Source organism: Desmonostoc muscorum LEGE 12446 (genome assembly GCF_015207005.2).
In the GTDB taxonomy this organism is placed as follows: domain Bacteria; phylum Cyanobacteriota; class Cyanobacteriia; order Cyanobacteriales; family Nostocaceae; genus Nostoc; species Nostoc muscorum.
Map to the genome: position 1 here is coordinate 7024208 of NZ_JADEXS020000001.1, position 17514 is coordinate 7041721.

Genomic DNA, 17514 nt, shown 5'->3' on the forward strand with positions numbered 1-17514 from the left:
CTCTACAACTTCCAGGAACTAATAGTATTTAACTAGTATTTATTCAGCCATAAAATACAGAATCTTTACCAAAAAAAAAAGACAAAATACTAAAACTTAAAATGTATACATAGCTTCATATCGTAAGATATTGAAATATACAAAAATATTCTTTCTATCATCCTGCAAGAGGTACAAAAATGAATCCGAAAAGTAGTTTATCTCTAATGGCAGCATTGATGTTGGCATTAGCATCTGCTATTGCACCCACTACAAATGCTCAGGCAAATATCAGTGAAGGTTTTGTTTGCAAAAAGTCTAATGGTACATGGACAACTGTCTACCAAGACTCACGCAGAGAAAAACCCTTTATTCGTTGGACTTCTGACTTTGGTGGTTTAGCTAACTATACACGTGAACAACGCTGTCGGGAAGTGACTAGCAGATTAAATGACTACATGATAAATCAGCGTCCGTTTTACATGACTACCGGTAGAACTAAAGACGGAAAGTATCCTATCGTTTGCCGGACTGACTTTGAAGGTGGTGGTTGCAAAGGGCTGATTTACACTTTAGATCCTAATGGACGTACACCTCCCGATGCGATCGTCAAAGAGTTACTAGAAATTGTTAACCCTGATGTAGGACCTTCATTAGGCGTACCAGCAACAAGTTGCCCCTTGTATGTTAATGTTCGTTTATATTTACAAGGTAAATCTAGTGCTAAATATGTTTGTAGAACTAGATAACTTTAAACTTCGACAGCTTGAAAAAGCAGTTTGCTGATGAAACGAACTTTGACCATAGTCTTGAGTTTAGCCTGCATTTGTGTCCCATTGTTGGAACCATCAACGCAGGCTATTAATTCTTTGGTTATTGCTCAAACAATTTCTAGCAATAACAAGTCTGATACAGAAATTAATAGTATTGCTCAAAAAATTACAGTTCAAATATTTGAAGCAGTTTCTCAACAAGAAGAAAACTTTATTGGAACTGGATTTATAGTTAAAAAACAAAGTAAACAAGGTAATAATTTTGATTACCAAGTATTAACTAACGCTCACGTAGTAAAAAAACTGCATACTGGATATCAGTATCAAATTAAAACTTATGAAAATCGCATTTACAAAGCTTTTTTACCGAAAAATGCGAATAAATTTCAGAATTATGACTTAGCCATATTAACTTTTAGCAGTTCTGTTGGATATGAAACAGCAAAATTAGGTAAATCTGACAGATTGCAACCACAAAACAAAATTTTTGTCGCTGGCTTTCCATGTGAATCTATTCAATGTAAACCTAAACTAACAATTAAATCAGGTGTAATCGCTCCCATAGAATTTCTCTTGCAGGGAAAAACTTTAGTTAATGGCTACAGAATAGGATACGATATTGATGTTCAATCAGGAACCAGCGGTGGGCCAATCATAGACACCGTAGGTGAAGTAGTAGGGGTTAATGGTAGGAGTAAATTTGTAGGTTCGCCCTTTGCCAATGCTCCAGATCCATACAGATTTGATGATAATACTCAACCAGAGAAAGATATTAAATTATTGATGGGATACTTTGCTTGGGGTATTCCGATTGAAACATATACAAAGTTGGATAATATAAACTCACCAATAGAAATTACTCCTCAATCTTCTTTATCTGGGAATACCCAACGAAATTCTTACACAAATTCAGAAGCTCAAGGGATTGTAATCAGCAATAGCTTAATAACAAATATAATTCTAATTCTGATTTTGGCTTTGATTATAAGTATTGTTTGGTATTCATTCAAGCAGTGGAATAAATACAAAGCAGAAACCCAGCAAAAATCTCTACCTCTAAAAAATAAGCACGAAGAACAACAATCTAATCTTCCATTGAATTTTCAAGCTATTGAAGATAAAGAAAAGCAGCAAGAATCTAATATTTATTCCGAAAGACAGCAGCCAAAAATTACAGATAAAAAGCAAAAATTATCAAGCGGCAAAGCAATATTTCAGAAATTGTTTAAACCATTTTATAGGATAAAAAACCACCAAAAAAAGAAGGTGCAAAATCTATCTCCAACAAAAGAACAAGATAAATAGATGGGTTATACTTCGGAACATTTCGTACTTCAGAAATAACACACACAAGAATCTCAAATTGAATTTTTCTTACCAACTTACTTATTTAGCAACATTTAAGATTATACTGACTAAATAAAAATGTGTTCAATTTTGGATTTTATTTTGCATCGCTGTGAAAAAATTTTTAATGCTAATGATGCTGATTGTCGCAATCACATTTATTGGATCAAGTTGTGAAGGTAAGAAGACTCCAATCCCTGATCCGACACCGACAATCTCGATTCCTAGCCCGACACCGACAATTTCTAACCCGACACCAACAATCCCTAGCCCGACACCAACAACCTCTGGTTTAATACCAGAAGAAATAAGAAAACTTGCAGAAGAAACAACTGTATTTATTACTGGAAGAGGTAAACCTGGTTCAGGTGTAATTATTGATAGAGAAGATAATACTAATACGTATTATGTATTAACAGCTGCACATGTTGTAGGAAGTAAACCAACTCCCTTCGATCCTCCATACAAATTGCAAACCAAAGATAATCAAGAACGTATTGTTGCAGATGACAAGACTTATGATGAAAATGTTCAAAAATTTCGGGAATCTACTGATTTAGCAATTATAAAATTTACTGCTGAACCAGGTCAAGAATACCAATTTGCTCCATTAGCTAAATCTATATTGATAGGAATGCCTGTGTATGGATTTGGATGGACTAGTTGCTCAGGAGGAAATCAACGACAATTTCAGAAGACTGAAGGTGAAATATGTAAAATTAATCCAGATGCTAATAATGGTTGGAATGTGAGTTATACAAACAATATTATTGAGGGGATGAGTGGAGGCCCTGTGTTTGATTCCAGTGGATATGTTGTTGCTATTCAAGCAGGACAGGATGGAAATGGAGCAATATCTGATGATAGCTGTAAACCTCTGCCATTACAACCAGATCCAAAATTTAATTATGGTTTAGGTGTTCCTATTCGTGAAAATTTTGAGATGCTGCGATCAAAACTGGGTCAAAAATTAGAAATAAAACTGCAACCAGCCATTTCTGCTCAACAAGAGCCTATAGTTAATATTAAATGTCGTGAAAAACTTCCACAAACAGAATGCCCTCCCATATTAGCTCCAGGGGAAAGCTGCAATTCTCACTTTGAATGAAGGGCACGGCAGTGCCGTGCCCCTACGAGAAATCTATGTGTATCAAGGTTTTCGTGAAATAGTATTACGCATTGACAGGAAATACCAAACATGGGTAATTCAAAAACCACATCTTTCGTAGGGGCACAGCACTGCTGTGCCCTTTATTGAGGATTTCGCATTGCTCCCCTCGTAATGATAATTTATTGGGTCTAGAAGGCTTGAAACCTTTGCAGATAGCACTTGTGTATACACTGTAGCCAATACATCGGGGGGATTAAGGGGGGTAATCATTCTATTAAAATCACAGCCAACCACTTTTAAAACATCCTCTTAGCAGTACGACGCTTTTGTAGTCGCTTCAACCCAGCTTCACAACAGCTTGATTGTCCTTGAGGATGGCAATTTGCGATCGCCATACCCTTTTTTGTTCCCTCGTAGGCTATGGGCTAGTGCTTTTGCATACACACCCACCACTATCTCTGCCACAAGAACCAATTAAATGCTAAAAAAAAGCTTAAGTTTCTTTAGAGTATCATTTAACTTAACAAATTTTAATAAATATGGTTTCAGCATCGTATCAGAATGTGTAAAGGCATAATGATGTAAAAAACTCAAAAAACTTGAATTATGGACGTTCAGAGGACTTTTAAAGACTCTAGCCTTCCCTCTTGTTTAAAGTGATGTAAAGTTTTTTAACATCTGCTGAGTATCCTTCTCATAAAATTTAGTTGTTAACTGGGAGATAGTTTGAATGGCTTTCGGACCAGCATCACGATTAGGGGTCGCTTTATTTGAAGACACCGATCCCATTGATCTGTGGCCAGGTCGCTCTAATGAGGAAATTGAAACCGTAATTAGAGCTGTCTACAAGCAAGTTTTAGGCAATGCCTATGTGTTGGAGAGTGAACGGCTGCCCGTTCCTGAATCCCAACTCAAACGGGGTGAAATTAGCGTTCGGGAGTTCGTGCGTCAAGTCGCCAAGTCGGAACTTTACCGCTCGCGCTTTTTTGATAGCGTTCCTCGCTATCGGTCGATTGAATTAAATTTCAGACATCTTCTTGGTCGTGCGCCATTGGATCTAGAAGAAACCCGTTCACATAGCACTATTCTGGACACAAAGGGCTTTGAAGCTGACATTGATTCTTATTTAGACAGCGACGAATACCAAGAGACTTTCGGCGAAAACACAGTACCTTACATTCGGGGCTACAAAACTGAAGCTATCCAGAGCTTGGTTCAGTTTACCCACATATTCCAGTTGGTACGTGGTTCCTCTAGTAGCAGTCTCAAAGGTGACTTAGCTGGCAAACAACCAAAATTGAACAGCTTAGTAATTCAAAATACTCCTAGCCCTGTAATTTCACCAGCCAGTAAGGGTGCTGCATTCCGCAACCCAACATCTACTCCAAGGACCCGTCAAGGGGTGGGAGCTGGTGATGATGGTAAGGTTTACCGGATTGAAGTCACTGGTTACAAGGCAAATGTGGTAAATAGTATTTCCAAGTTCCGCCGCAGTAACCAGGTCTATTTCGTACCCTACAATCAACTCTCACAAGAGTATCAACGGATTCACAAGCAGGGTGGTGTAATTGCTAGTATCACTCCTGTCAACTAGAGAATCTATTCACAAACTAAGCTTGGGAAAAGGTACATGGGAAGCATAGTTATAAATTCCCCAAAGGTGGAGCTGTGGTCAACGAGCTCTACTGAAGAAGTGGAAGCAGTGATTCGAGCCGTTTATAAGCAAGTTTTGGGTAACGCTCACTTGTTAGAAAGTGAGCGGCTCGTGACTGGTGAATCGCAACTGCGCGATCGCCAAATCAGCGTTCGTGACTTTGTGCGAATCGTCGCTAAATCCGAGATTTACCGGACTCGGTTTTTTGAAAGCACTGCTCCCTATCGGTTTATTGAACTCAACTTTAAACATTTGCTAGGTCGCGCTCCCCTCGATCAGACAGAGGTTTCCGAGCATATCCGTCGTACCGTTGAAAGCGGTTATGATGCTGAGATCGACTCCTACATCGATAGCCCTGAATATCAGGCTTCTTTTGGCGAAAATACTGTACCCTACTATCGGGGAAACAGCAGCCAAGTAGGGCAAAAGCAAGTTGGCTATAACCGGATTTTTGGGCTTGTTCGTGGCGTAGCTGAAAGCTCAAGCTCCGTCAAGTCCTCTCAGTTGGTATACTCAGTAGCAACCAACAGCACTGCTAAGATTAAGTCACCTTCTGTGATCGGTAGTACTGAAAAGAGATTTAAGATCCTCGTTCAGGGTGGAAGTGGAAAATTCAATAATCCCCTCCGCCGCACCACAACCGAGTACATTGTTCCTGCTAGCAACATGACACCGCAAATTCAGCGGATCAATCGCACTAGCGGCAAGATTGTTAGCATCACAGAGATTGTTTAAAAAATAGGGATTGGGTATTGGGCATTGGGCGTTGGGCATTGGGCATAGGTTATTGTCCTTATCTCCCCAGTCCCTAGTACCCAGTACCCAGTCCCCAATCCCTAATCCCCAAGTCCCATCAAAAGTAAAATAAACTACTATATAGACTGAGAGAATAACCTTTAGCCAAAATATTTTTGACACTGTAAGCTGTTTTTTCTAATCGCTTTTGTAATGGAAATTAATGAATTTTTTGAACTTTCAATTGGACGATGGCGATCGCAACGTAGCGGTCATCATTTAGCATTCGCCCATTTTGAAGAAGTCTTGTCTAACATTGACATTGAATCTCTATCTACCGACGACCCGACGGTGCTAGAAGTATGTAAATTACATGATATTGACTCCGCCAGTATCACTCACCCCTTTCGCATGACTTGGGAAGGTGAATCAGACTGGGACGATAAACCAATCTCTGGTAGTACCGTGCTGGTACCAATTCCCGATATTGAAAATCCTTCTAGAGGCAAACTGCTGCGGGAAAACGGATATGCTGAAGTAGTCCCGGCAGTAGGTAGATACCACCTGAGTGACGACGGTGTTTTTACGCTGCTGACAGAGTATGATCTGGTTGCAGCTGAAGAGCGAATTTGGTTTGCTAACCCAAATCTGCGATTTCGCGTATCGATGATCAAAACCAGCGATGGTAAAGGCGTGACAACAGCTTCCTTTTCTTCAGAGATTCGGTCTTTGTCCAGTTCAACGAGTTAGCAATATTCTGTTAAAAGATTAAATCAGTAACGAGTGCTTACTGAATAATTGTTAAAGGAATCATTTAGTACAATATTGCAAAAATAAACCTACCATGTGAAATAGGCAGAACACCTAAAGGATAAAATCTCTTTACTTTTGCCTTTTGCCTTCTTGCACTAATTTTGTCTTGTCACTCCTGAGGTTGAATATGACAATAGCCGCCAGTGACTCTAGCATCAAGTCTAGCGATTTGCTCACCTTAGCTTGTTGGATGGCAGGAGATTTTAGCAACCAAAAGCAATCTTTTGCAAATCCTCAACTTTACGCGCACATTCACATTTTTTTTCGTCCTTTACCATTTGAGTTTTTTTCTGCCGTCGGTTTTTATTCTGAACAAGTATATGACCACGATTTATGGACACCCTATCGCCAGGGAGTACATAGATTAGTAGATTTGGGCGATCGCATTTATATCGAAAATTACAGCTTGAAAGACCCTATACTTTACGCAGGCGCTGGTCGGGAATCAGATATCCTCAAAACCATCACCCCACAGAGTATTGAACGGCGCTATAACTGTTCAATGGTTTTTGTCCGAGAAGGTGAAATGTTTCGCGGTAGTGTAGAACCAGGCAATCAATGTTTAATTCCTCGCAACGGCCGTCAGACATATCTTATTAGCGAAGTAGAAGTAACTGAGCATACCTGGATAAGTCTAGATAAAGGCATGGATATTGAAACCCATGAACAAATATGGGGTTCAACTGCTGGGCCTTTGCGGTTTGAAAAACGAGAAAGTTTTGCTGATGAATTAAATGCGGTGACCGCATTATGTTAATTCAGCTGGAATCTGTTAAACCTAAAATGTTACCTCCACTAGCTGAAAAAAAAATGCGCTGCTGGATTCGCAGTCGTCACTTGATTTGTTCAGGTAACTTTTTTATCTTCGAGACATTAGAATATACGACGATTGAAAGGTTTTCTGAATGTGTTGCTTCTTTAGGAGGAACAGTAATATCTGTTGACCCTATTAATAAAATTTGGATGGGCGATCATCGGCAAGTCATTCTATATCAGGCAAAAGCAAGTTTACATACACCTCATCACACCTTGAAACAATACTGGATAAAATACGGTGGTTTCTACACTAGGTTTGATATCCGTGCTTGAATAATGCTGCTGCTAGCTTAGTCCAAGTTATAAATACGCTCTAATTGAAGAAGAATACAGAATTCAGAATTCTTCTTTTTAATTCCTCCCTTAGAGGGTTGACGGTTAACTGTTAGTGTCTCGCGGCTAATGTTCAACAATATTAGTTGTTAGTTATTAACTGTTAGCCGTCTCTTGTTTGTTAGAAAATGTAACTAAAAAACCTCCCAAAACTTGATAACTTATATCGTATCGTGAAGGGAATTAGGAAATTTTAGTGAGTAATTGTACTAATTAATCACTACCAAATACTGACCTCCCATTACTTTTAAAAATCTTCTTTTTTCAAAGGTTGTTGAAAACTATGCCAAGCCTTTCAGATGATGACATTAGACAAAGCCAATACCAAGCATTTTCTCAAACAGAAACCATTGAACTGTGGTCTGGTGCTTCGGTTGATGATACCGAAATTGTGATTCGGGCGGTTTATCGGCAGGTTTTGGGCAATGCTTATGTGATGGAAAGTGAACGCCTCATTGCCCCAGAATCACAACTCAAGCAAGGCATAATTAATGTTCGTGAGTTTGTGCGTCAAGTTGCCAAATCAGAGTTGTATCGCTCCAGATTTTTTGCTAACGTTTACCGCTATCGTGCGATTGAATTAAACTTCAAGCATCTGCTAGGTCGCGCTCCTGATGACTACTCCGAGATGATATATCACAGCAACATTTTAGACGAACAGGGTTTTGAGGCCGATATTGATTCTTATGTTGATAGCGAGGAATATTTCAGTGCCTTTGGCGAGAATGTAGTACCATATTACCGAGGTTATAAAACCCAAACTGGGCAAAAAATATTGGAATTTACCAATATGCTGCAACTAGTGCGGAGCAATTCTAGCAGCGACAAGAACCTAGCATCAAATAATAAACCTCAATTGGTGCGATCGCTAATTACCAACACTCCTTACGGTAAACTCAAACCCACCGATGTTGGTGCATTGTTAGCTGAACTGTTCAAACCCAAGCCAGAATCTGCTGCTGGAGTTAATACATTTGTTGCAGCTAGTAAAACAGCCGAACAAAGTTTGCAACAAAAAATTCAAGAACAACAAAGCCAGATTACAGCTTTACAACAACAACTAGCAGGGTTACAAACCTTTGCTAGCATCGGTGCAACACAATTTACCAGTAGTTCCCAGCTTTCTAGTTTTCAGAGTGCAGATTCATCTGCATCTTTGCAACAGCAAGCCGACGCCCAGGTAAAGCAGATTACTGCACTACAAGAGCAAATTGCTGATGCTCGACGCTTGGCCGCAGTTGGCGAAGCCCGTTTAAATAAGTGGCGCAGTCGCGTTTTTAATGGCTAAAATCCCAACGGAATACAATACGGTTCGGTTAAGGCAAGAGACGCGATAAATCGCCGTCAAGACGAAAGATTCATTATTGTAGAGACGCGATTTATCGCGTCTTTGCGATGTAGAATTTTCATCAAAAAACCTTAACCGAACCGTATTGCAACGGAATAGTCGAGTAAATCGTTTGTAGTCAGAACTTTAGTCAGAAAATTAAAGCGAACGTAGGGTAGCACAGCTGTGCTACCCTACAAATGTACAAACAGAGATAATTTATTTTCTGGAAGTCCCTAGATGAATGATTAGGTTGCCAGAATTATATCAGAGTAGGCAAAAGACCAAACTGGACGCATTTTAAAGAACTCTTCAAAGGAAATTTTCAAATCTTGATTTTCATCATATTTTTTCATGTATTCTTCAACTTCATTAGAAGGTAATCCCCATTCTAGCAATAATGTCTTTAACTCAAATTCATCAATGTAACCAGTCCCATCGATATCTATTTGGTCGAAAATTATTTTGCACTTTTCTTCATTGCTAATATTTTTACCCTTGCTTAAACATTCTAGCTTCAAGCTTTCTTTTTTTAGCCGTTCTTTGACACCTTTAATCTGCCAGATTTGTTCATAAAAATTCGTGAAATGAAATTCATTCAAATCTGTGTGTCGAGCCAGAAAAGTATTGATAAAAGAATCTGGAACTTGCCACTCGTGCCAAAGAATTTTCAATTCTTCTTTATCTAAAGTTCCAGTTTTATTTGTATCCAATTGAGCAAAAACTGCTGCTGCTACTGCTTGATCGTCAAGTTGATCGGGATTGATTGATAAATGATTAGTTACCCATAATTCTTTCGCATCTTCATCTATTAATGTTTGTCTTTGACTTTCTTTTGTCCAACTGATCCAGTCTGCTGCTGTGGGATTCATAATTAACTTATAAAGAGCATTATATCCAAGGACAAAAAGGATAAAATACAAGTTACCAGCAACACCTAATACAGAGGGGAATATCAACACACCAGCCGCCAAAATTGAAGCAGAATAAAGATTATCTTTAAAGATTCCAAAAACAGTAAAGATAAAGTAAAATACTCGACACCAAACGTATATGCTTAGAACTAAAAATGTGTTTATTAACCAAAAATTGGAACTTGGTTCTAACAGGAGATTAACGGCGGCATAAAGGTGTAAACTGACACAGAATAGATATGCTGGAATCATTACACTCTTAGAGCCAAAAACAATCGGTGTTTGGTAAAAAGATGAGGTGACATGACCGATTATGGCTGATAGCGCCATGATTGTAGCGGGTATTTCTGGATTACTACTAAAAAATGCAATAACACCAAACAAAACCTCTATACTTCCAGAAATTACATGAGTTCTGATTGATAATTTCCGCTTTGGTAGCATGAGAAATTTGGGGTGTGGTGGGTTCGTGTAATGGTAGTACAAAACGTAAAAGTTACACAGAATTGATGCCCCACACAGAATTATTTTTTGATAATATTCTGTTTCCTGACCTGTAAAAGTAGTACTAAAATAAAAGCAAGCCAAGACGTAAATGCTGAGGGGTAAAATTAGCAATGTGTTTTTGAAAAACATCAGAATATCAAGTTTCCTTGTTTGATTGATTAGGGGATTAGAGTTAATTTATGAAGCTGAGATTTTCCGAAGTTAATTTATCTTGCAAATCGCAACAAAGTTAATCAGCTACAATGCTGACTGCTGGTAAAAGACTTCAACCGTAATTATTTAATTTTTGATTTAGCTATTTTTCAGATTGAATGCGTTTATTCTTCAAAAGTTGACTTCAAGTAATGAATGCCAATCAAGCTATTAAGTTTTATTCTGTAAATCCGGTTTTTTGCCAGAATTAATCAAGGGGTTTAGCGATTTCTAGTTTAGTAATAACATGCCATAAAATTGATAGCAGTATTATGCGCTCTATCCTATTCATCTGTAAGGAGTGCTGTAATCAGGAAAAATACTTAAACTCTAAAACTCTGGTCTTGATACCACATCATTTCCTGATAGTAGTATTGTGATGATATTCAATGACAAACAGGCTCTGATCTATACTGCGATCGCTTGACCAAATTAAATGTAGAGATGCAAAATTTACAATCTCTCAACATTTGTTAAGAACACTTCAACTGGGCTAACAACACGACAATTTCATCAATTGCTTAGCTTGCAACTGTTAAAACATATAGCGTTTCCTGACCTAATAAGGTAAACCTGTAGGGGCACGGCAGTGCCCATAGGTGTCAACTTAACGGGAAACCCTCGTCAAGACGTGATATTGAGTTCACTCACTGATCATCACTCAACGCGTTACCCCACCCTAACCCTCCCCTTGTAAAGGGGAGGGAACTAGATTCTTTTTTCCCCCCAATCCATCGGGGGGATTAAGGGGGGTAAAACGCCTGTGAGATACGCATTTCTTGCTTAAGTTGACACCTATGGGCAGTGCCGTGCCCCTACACCTCGTGATATCATGTTGTACCCCATCTGAATGGGAACCGCTATAAATTATCTTGGTGGGTAATACTGCGGATTCATAACTGGAGCTTGATAACTATTTGCAGGTAGAGTATTTGCCATACCATTGGGTACAGGACTAATAATCGGAGCTTGATAACCATTCATCGGTACGCTGCTTGTGGTACCGTTGGGTAAAACAGGATTGATAATCTGGGGTTGATAACCGTTGGTAGGTACAGTGCTTGTAGTACTGCTGGGTGCAACAGAATTTTGGCTAAACTCTTGGTAAGCAGCACGAGAAATTGAGCTAATCAGTTTTTCAGCGCGGGGGTCGTTATTGGGGCGTTGCACCATCACAGCAGCTACGTAGCGCTTACCAGTGGGAACAATAATTAAACCTGCATCTGCCAGCATTGTGCCAATATCACCTGTTTTGTGGTATACTCTAGCGCCTGTTCCCAAACCGGATGGGAGCAATGAGTCTCGCTGAGTGCGGCGCAAAATATCGAGCATTAAATCACGTGATGGCATACTGACTAAATTTCCCTGACTGACAATTGCCATCAAATTCCCTAGTTCTTTGGGGCTAGTGGTGTTTGTTCCTTCTAAATCTGGTAGTTGATTGCGAATGACTGTGGTTGTCAATCCCCAACTGCGGAAACGCTGGTTTAAAGCATCTATGCCTCCCAGTCGGGCAATTAGCATATTTGTGGCTGTGTTGTCGCTGATGGTAATCATTTTAGTGGCGACTTCCAGAGCAGCGTACTGGGTTCCAGCTGGTTTGTATTGCAGATTTCCCGAACCACCTGCCATCGCATCTTGCTGCATGGTCAGCATTTCATCAAGGCGAATTTTTCCCGCGTCCACATCCTGGAAGAAGGCAATTAGAATCGGTACTTTGATTGTGCTAGCCGCAGGAAAACTGGTAGAGGCATTGATATCTACATAATTACCAGTATCCAAATCTACTAAGAAAACTCCGGGTGTGAGATTTGGGTTGCTGGTGGCCAAATTTTGCACCGCATTTTTTAAGGGGATAATTTCCTGAGATAATAATAGGCTTGAAGATGCAACTGGGGCAGTAGGGGTGGGTTGCGGCTGCGATCGCGCCACATTACTATTACTAGATTGGGGCGCTGAATTTGTGGTGATGCGATTAGCCGGGTCTAATACTGACAATACAGTGCCTACAATTGCCCCCATGCCAACACCCACAATTAACAACCGCAGTACATATAATATGGTTTTGGCCATTGGCTTTAACCGCGTCTTCCGTGATGAACGCCTGCCGATTTTTGGCTTTTCCATCCGCACCGTTTTAACTGTTGCAACACCCGATCGCAAGGGAGGAATTTTTCTTTTCACAGTCGGTATCGGTTTGACTGCCGCTGGCATGACTAACTCCGATTTTACCCTGCGTGTACCCGCTGGGATTGGCACAGGACTGATGGAATTTTTTGGGCGTGCTAGCGCCCCTTGTTTGCCAGCAACAACTTGCTGCTGACTATTAGCTTTCACTTTCTTGGGTGCCACTTTTTGAACATTTTGTGGACGCTGGCGGCGGTTTAAGGGTTGACGCCGCGAGAAAGCTGTTAGTTCGTCACTTGACTCTGACACTGCTACTCCTTGTGACCCACTGGACTGTTTTCTTGCAGACTCCTGACCCAAAACTTAACCTTCAAGCAATATTAATGCTCAAATTCCACTTTGCCACTAAGTAGCATTTTTGTGTTTAGTTTAATATTAAATATTTTGGGGGGGGTGATTGCGTATATATTAAACGAATAATTACAAGTTTTCACTATCTCTTTGAGTTTTAAGTGCCCATTCTACCTGCCGCAAAATTCCTAGCAGCAGTGCTACTTCGCCAGTTTGCAGGCCAGCGCGATTATATAGTTGGCGGAATTTTTCCATACGACTAGGTGCAGTATGTGGATACAGATAACCAATTTTCAGTAGTAATGATTCTAATTGCTGGTAGTATGTTTCCACAAGGTCTAAAGGCGCGAGTTCAATTTGGGGCAAAGTTTGAGTCTCTGGTTGCTGGGTAGATTGTGACAATTCATAACAGCAGATTGCCACAGCAGTAGCTAAATTCAAGGATAGATAATTTTGATTTGTGGGAATAAAAATAAAGCGCTGAGCATAATTTAATTCTTCGTTGCTTAATCCCCGGTCTTCTCTGCCAAAAATCAAGGCTACGGGTTTTTCTGGTTCTTCCAGTAGCCAGGGTAGTGCTGTACGGGGGTTTTCTAAAGGTATTTCCCAACTGCGAACGCGACCGGTTGTAGCGATCGCCCTGACACATCCATGCAATGCTTCTGGTAAGGTGGCCACTACTACCGCAGATTCTAAAATTTCTTTGGCATGAACAGCCATCATCAAAGCTTCTGGCGACAGCGGATCGCATTGGGGATTCACTAATACTAAATTATGTAGCCCGAAATTTTTCATTACCCTGGCGATCGCACCAACGTTGATCGGCCCAGCTGGCTCTACCAACACAATTCTTAATCCAGCCAAGCTCATTTTTTGCCTCCGGCGATCGTACTTAAAAATACTTTTAGGCTAGTTGAAAGTATTCTTGAGATTATTTTAGCTGTGTAAGTAAACCCCTACGTCAAGTCTGAACAGTTATTCGCGCTTCTTTACTGGGCGCAATCTGTGCCGTTCAGCTAGTTGTTGAGATAGTTCCTCTGATACTTCTAGGGTAATTCTCGGCATGGTGGGCTTTGGTGCGGATTGCACGCACTGGAGGTTTACTATTACTAAATGATATATCTTGAAATTCTTCGTTACTCTGGCGATCGCCCCAGCATTGAAGGGACTAGCTGGCTCTAGCAACACAATTCTTAATCCAGCCAAGCTCATTTTTTGCCTTTGGCGAGCTTACAGCAATTTTCAGGTAATTAAACTATCTGACTTTTCCCGTTAAGTCTCTTTTGCAAGCTGCCAACCTTCACAAAGGTCATGCAATTTTAACCAGCCTCGCCACAGTACCTGGATACCAATTGGTGTTTTGCCTCGATGTTCTAGGTAGCCGCCAAGACGAGCGATCGCTTCGATAGCCCAATTAACTGTGAGGAGTTTAGTCGGTTTGAGAGACTTAGCTTTTAAAATCTTGAGTTTTGAAAGAGTTAGCGGCTAAATTCCCCAATCAAGCTATAGAAAAGACTTCTATGGGTGATGCTAGTATTGTCGTCTTGGGTTGGCATTATCACCAAAAGGGTTTTCATGTAGAGTTTCTGACTGATGATGACAAGCTAAAATCACAGGAACCACCGCCACCACAGACACCTACGCGTCGAAGCAGTCGCAAAAAAGAGTAAAAAAACCTTGAGCGATCGCCCCTTACCTCTAACATCACGTTATCATCGGATATTGTGGAATTTCCGTGCGTAACTCGATAGCATCTATGACTGCCTCTCACCCTGAAACTCCATCTACCAAGCCCGATGCAAGTACTTTTATTTCTGACCATCAACAGGTGGATCGCAGTAAACTAAGTCAAATGTACCTGCACTATGTCGAGACGAAGGATAAATATCCTCACGCGGTGTTGCTGTATCGAGTGGGAGATTTCTTTGAATGCTATTTCCAAGATGCCGTAAAATTAGCGCAAGAATTGGAATTAGTTCTGACTAGTAAGCAAGCTGGGGAACAGGGACGGGTGGCCATGTCCGGTGTTCCCCATCACGCTTGGGAACGCTACGCGACGATGCTGGTAGAAAAAGGCTATGCAGTGGTAATTTGCGACCAAGTGGAAGATGCAGCCGAAGCTACTGGGAGATTAGTACGGCGGGAAGTAACGCGCATCCTGACTCCTGGCACTTTGCTAGAAGAAGGAATGCTCAAATCAAGTCGCAATAATTACCTAGCAGCAGTAGTAATTGCCGCAAATCATTGGGGTTTAGCTTATGCAGACATCTCCACAGGGGAATTCCTCACCACTCAAGGCAGTGATTTAGAACATCTGACACAAGAATTAATGCGTTTGCAACCTTCGGAGGTGCTGGTTCCCACAAATGCACCGGATTTAGGTAGCTTGCTGCGTCCGGGAGAAACTTCGCCACATCTACCGGAGTGTTTGCCACCATCATTTTGTTATAGTTTGCGATCGCAAGTTCCCTTTTCCCAAGGTGAAGCTAGACCTAGATTATTGCAGAAATTTAAACTGCGATCGCTCGAAGGACTCGGTTGCGATCATCTTCCGCTGGCTGTTCGTGCCGCTGGTGGTCTTCTCGAATACCTGGAAGATACTCAAAAAGAACACCCAATCTTCCTCCAAAGACTCCGGACTTACACGGTTACTGACTATTTAATTGTAGATAATCAAACTCGTCGTAACCTGGAAATTACTCAAACTGTCCGCGATGGCACATTTCATGGTTCCCTACTCTGGGCATTGGATAGAACGAATACAGCAATGGGTGGGCGTGCTCTGCGGCGGTGGTTATTACAACCACTAATCGATATTAAAGGCATTCGGGCGCGACAAGATACCATCGAAGAGTTGATGGAAAATACACCCCTACGTCAGGATTTGCGACAGTTGTTGCGGCAAATTTATGACTTGGAACGGCTGACGGGAAGGGCGGGTTCTGGTAGTGCTAATGCCAGAGATTTAGCAGCATTGGCAGATTCCCTTTCACGCTTACCGGAATTATCCCACTTAGTTACTGATGCCCGTTCTCCATTTTTGAAAGCTTTACAAAAAGTGCCGTCGATTTTGTCAGAATTGGCAGAAAAATTACACACCCATCTTGTAGAGTCACCACCAATACATATAAAAGAAGGCGGATTGATTCGTCCTGGGGTGAATTCCCTGTTAGATGACAGGAAAGCGACTGTAAAAGCAGACGAACAATGGATTGCTAATTTAGAAGTTGACGAAAGAGCGAAGACGGGAATTCCCACATTAAAGGTAGGATTTAACAAAACCTTTGGTTACTATATCAGTATTTCCCGCGCCAAAGCCGATCAAGTACCCGCCAATTACATCCGCAAGCAAACCCTGACCAATGAGGAACGCTACATCACCCCAGATTTGAAGGAACGGGAAGCGCGAATTCTCACCGCGCGGGATGATTTAAATCAATTGGAATATGAGATTTTTACGGCATTGCGGGAAGAAGTTGCAGAACAGGCGGAAGTAATTCGCAATCTTTCCCGCGCAGTGGCGGCGGCGGATGTGTTGTGTGCTTTAGCTGAATTGGCGGTGCAGCAAGGTTACTGTCGTCCAGAAATGTTGTCAGGAAGAGAAATTAACATTGTTGATGGTCGTCACCCAGTGGTAGAACAGTCTTTACCTGCGGGGTTCTTTGTGCCGAATTCGACACAATTAGGGAGTAGGGAATTGGGAGTAGGGAGTAGTGAAGAAGAAATTTCCCTACTCCCCACTCCCCACTCCCCATTCCCCGATTTAATTATCCTCACCGGACCAAACGCCAGCGGCAAAAGTTGTTATTTGCGTCAGGTGGGATTGATTCAGTTAATGGCGCAAATTGGTAGTTTTGTACCAGCTAGATTTGCCAGATTGGGAATATGCGATCGCATTTTTACTCGTGTTGGTGCAGTGGACGATCTGGCAACTGGTCAATCTACATTTATGGTGGAAATGAATGAAACCGCAAATATTCTCAATCATGCCACATCTAGGTCGCTGGTATTGTTAGATGAAATTGGCCGGGGGACAGCAACATTTGATGGTCTTTCTATTGCTTGGGCGGTGGCAGAATATATCGCAATGGAAATTCGGGCGCGAACGATTTTTGCCACTCATTACCATGAGTTAAATGAACTAGCCAGCATTTTGCCGAATGTGGCTAACTATCAAGTGACAGTTAAAGAATTACCCGACCAAATTATCTTTTTGCACCAAGTCCAACCAGGAGGCGCAGATAAGTCTTACGGAATTGAAGCGGGAAGATTGGCGGGTTTACCGGCGGTAGTGATTCAACGAGCAAAACAAGTCATGGGGCAAATTGAGAAACACAGTAAAATTGCGATGGGGTTGCAAAATTTGGATATCGATTGATGTTGGTTGCCAAATTATTTGTCCGTGTTGACAGATTAATTGGCATAATTCTTTGAAAATACCAGTCGGGTGCTTGCCCTTTTGTCGCCAAGTTTCAAACTCAGGATGTTCGGCTACCTGAATCAATAGTTCATTAATCACTGGCGTATTTAACTCC

Annotated in this window: 15 protein-coding genes and 1 pseudogene; 11 read left to right on the top strand and 5 right to left on the bottom strand. The window is 41.1% G+C overall.

Annotated elements, in window-relative coordinates:
- Positions 1 to 179 precede the first annotated feature (179 nt).
- The 9 genes from IQ276_RS29250 (at position 180) to IQ276_RS29290 (ending at position 8849) form a co-directional block, all read left to right on the top strand.
- Positions 180 to 728, top strand: coding sequence for a COP23 domain-containing protein (locus IQ276_RS29250; protein ID WP_193914994.1), 549 nt, complete (start codon positions 180 to 182; stop codon positions 726 to 728).
- Positions 729 to 764: 36 nt separating this feature from the next.
- On the top strand, positions 765 to 2057 hold the full coding sequence (locus tag IQ276_RS29255) for a S1 family peptidase (protein WP_193914992.1): 1293 nt from the start codon (positions 765 to 767) through the stop codon (positions 2055 to 2057).
- Positions 2058 to 2211: 154 nt separating this feature from the next.
- Entirely contained in the window at positions 2212 to 3207 is a 996-nt protein-coding gene (locus IQ276_RS29260; protein ID WP_193914990.1) for a S1 family peptidase, read from the top strand.
- Positions 3208 to 3940: 733 nt separating this feature from the next.
- A complete protein-coding gene (locus IQ276_RS29265; protein ID WP_190878736.1) occupies positions 3941 to 4804 on the top strand; it encodes a phycobilisome linker polypeptide in 864 nt (287 codons plus the stop codon).
- Positions 4805 to 4840: 36 nt separating this feature from the next.
- Complete coding sequence (locus IQ276_RS29270; protein ID WP_190878738.1) at positions 4841 to 5599, top strand: phycobilisome rod-core linker polypeptide; 759 nt, start codon at positions 4841 to 4843, stop codon at positions 5597 to 5599.
- 213 nt (positions 5600 to 5812) lie between these two features.
- Positions 5813 to 6349 carry a phycobiliprotein lyase gene (locus IQ276_RS29275; RefSeq protein ID WP_190878740.1) on the top strand — a complete coding sequence of 179 codons (537 nt, stop codon included), beginning with the start codon at positions 5813 to 5815 and terminating at the stop codon, positions 6347 to 6349.
- 190 nt (positions 6350 to 6539) lie between these two features.
- The gene (locus tag IQ276_RS29280; protein WP_193914988.1) at positions 6540 to 7169 is read left to right on the top strand and encodes a chromophore lyase CpcT/CpeT; all 630 of its coding nucleotides are present in this window, start codon (positions 6540 to 6542) and stop codon (positions 7167 to 7169) included.
- Entirely contained in the window at positions 7163 to 7501 is a 339-nt protein-coding gene (locus IQ276_RS29285) for a CpeR family transcriptional regulator (RefSeq protein WP_190878744.1), read from the top strand. Before IQ276_RS29280 ends, IQ276_RS29285 begins: the two co-directional genes overlap by 7 nt.
- A gap of 343 nt (positions 7502 to 7844) precedes the next feature.
- Positions 7845 to 8849, top strand: coding sequence for a phycobilisome rod-core linker polypeptide (locus tag IQ276_RS29290; protein ID WP_193914986.1), 1005 nt, complete (start codon positions 7845 to 7847; stop codon positions 8847 to 8849).
- Between the two features lie 287 nt (positions 8850 to 9136).
- On the opposite strand, the gene IQ276_RS29295 is transcribed toward IQ276_RS29290, so the two are convergent.
- The 5 genes and pseudogenes from IQ276_RS29295 to IQ276_RS29315 form a co-directional block, all read right to left on the bottom strand.
- Positions 9137 to 10246 (bottom strand): EF-hand domain-containing protein, encoded by a 1110-nt coding sequence (locus tag IQ276_RS29295; RefSeq protein ID WP_228042913.1) that lies wholly within the window; start codon positions 10244 to 10246, stop codon positions 9137 to 9139.
- A 1122-nt stretch (positions 10247 to 11368) separates the two neighbouring features.
- Entirely contained in the window at positions 11369 to 12937 is a 1569-nt protein-coding gene (locus tag IQ276_RS29300) for a serine hydrolase (protein ID WP_193914984.1), read from the bottom strand.
- A 171-nt stretch (positions 12938 to 13108) separates the two neighbouring features.
- Positions 13109 to 13849 carry an RNA methyltransferase gene (locus IQ276_RS29305; protein WP_193914982.1) on the bottom strand — a complete coding sequence of 247 codons (741 nt, stop codon included), beginning with the start codon at positions 13847 to 13849 and terminating at the stop codon, positions 13109 to 13111.
- A gap of 105 nt (positions 13850 to 13954) precedes the next feature.
- Entirely contained in the window at positions 13955 to 14185 is a 231-nt protein-coding gene (locus tag IQ276_RS40395) for an RNA methyltransferase (RefSeq protein ID WP_373690603.1), read from the bottom strand.
- Positions 14186 to 14251: 66 nt separating this feature from the next.
- A pseudogene (locus IQ276_RS29315) lies at positions 14252 to 14443 on the bottom strand (hypothetical protein); the annotation flags it as partial.
- A gap of 5 nt (positions 14444 to 14448) precedes the next feature.
- On the opposite strand from IQ276_RS29315, the gene IQ276_RS29320 reads away from it, so the two are divergent.
- Both IQ276_RS29320 and mutS read left to right on the top strand, forming a co-directional pair.
- On the top strand, positions 14449 to 14649 hold the full coding sequence (locus IQ276_RS29320) for a hypothetical protein (protein ID WP_228042911.1): 201 nt from the start codon (positions 14449 to 14451) through the stop codon (positions 14647 to 14649).
- Positions 14650 to 14735: 86 nt separating this feature from the next.
- A complete protein-coding gene (gene mutS, locus IQ276_RS29325; RefSeq protein WP_235116071.1) occupies positions 14736 to 17357 on the top strand; it encodes a DNA mismatch repair protein MutS in 2622 nt (873 codons plus the stop codon).
- Positions 17358 to 17514: the final 157 nt, after the last annotated feature.